General features: G+C 69.3%; 1 protein-coding gene. It reads left to right on the top strand.

What is annotated here, in order from left to right; all coding sequences use genetic code 11:
* Window positions 1-1,016 (top strand): HAMP domain-containing protein (locus tag AB0J39_RS39755; protein WP_363474403.1); only part of this gene is annotated, 1,016 nt, incomplete at both ends.

The raw sequence follows: 1,016 nt of genomic DNA, 5'->3' as shown, positions 1-1,016 counted from the left end.
CGCAGGTCCCCGGCGTCGCCGGAACCTGGCGCGACCTCACCGACTCCGTCAACTTCATGGCCGGCAACCTCACCAGCCAGGTCCGCTCCATCGCCCAGGTGACCACCGCCGTCGCCAAGGGCGACCTCTCCCAGAAGATCACCGTCGACGCCCGAGGCGAGATCCTCGAACTCAAGAACACCGTCAACACCATGGTCGACCAGCTGTCCTCCTTCGCCGACGAGGTCACCCGCGTCGCCCGCGAAGTGGGCACCGAGGGCCAGCTCGGCGGACAGGCCGACGTCAAGGGCGTGTCGGGCACATGGCGCGACCTCACCGACTCCGTCAACTTCATGGCCGGCAACCTCACCAGCCAGGTGCGCAACATCTCCCAGGTCGCCACGGCGGTCGCCAAGGGCGACCTGTCGCAGAAGATCACCGTCGAGGCCAAGGGCGAGGTCGCCGCGCTCGCCCAGACCATCAACACCATGGTCGACACGCTGAGCGCGTTCGCCGACGAGGTCACCCGCGTCGCCCGCGAGGTCGGCACCGAGGGACGGCTGGGCGGCCAGGCCGACGTCAAGGGCGTGTCCGGCACCTGGAAGGCGCTGACCGAGTCGGTGAACGTCATGGCCGACAACCTCACCGACCAGGTGCGCAGCATCGCCGAGGTGACCACGGCCGTCGCCCGGGGCGACCTGTCGCAGAAGATCCGCGTCGACGCCCGGGGCGAGATCCTGGAGCTGAAGGAGACCATCAACACGATGGTCGACCAGCTGTCCTCCTTCGCCGACGAGGTCACCCGCGTCGCCCGCGAGGTCGGCACCGAGGGACGGCTGGGCGGCCAGGCGACCGTACGCGGGGTGTCGGGCACGTGGAAGGACCTGACCGACTCCGTCAACGTGATGGCGTCCAACCTCACCAGCCAGGTCCGCTCGATCGCCCAGGTCGCCACGGCGGTCGCCAAGGGCGACCTGTCGCAGAAGATCACCGTCGAGGCCAAGGGCGAGGTCGCCGCGCTCGCCCAGACCATCAAC

It is taken from the genome of Microbispora sp. NPDC049633 (assembly GCF_040675265.1).
In the GTDB taxonomy this organism is placed as follows: Bacteria; Actinomycetota; Actinomycetes; order Streptosporangiales; family Streptosporangiaceae; genus Microbispora; species Microbispora maris.
The sequence above is the reverse complement of the archived record's forward strand: the minus strand, read 5'-3'. Positions and strand labels throughout refer to the sequence as shown.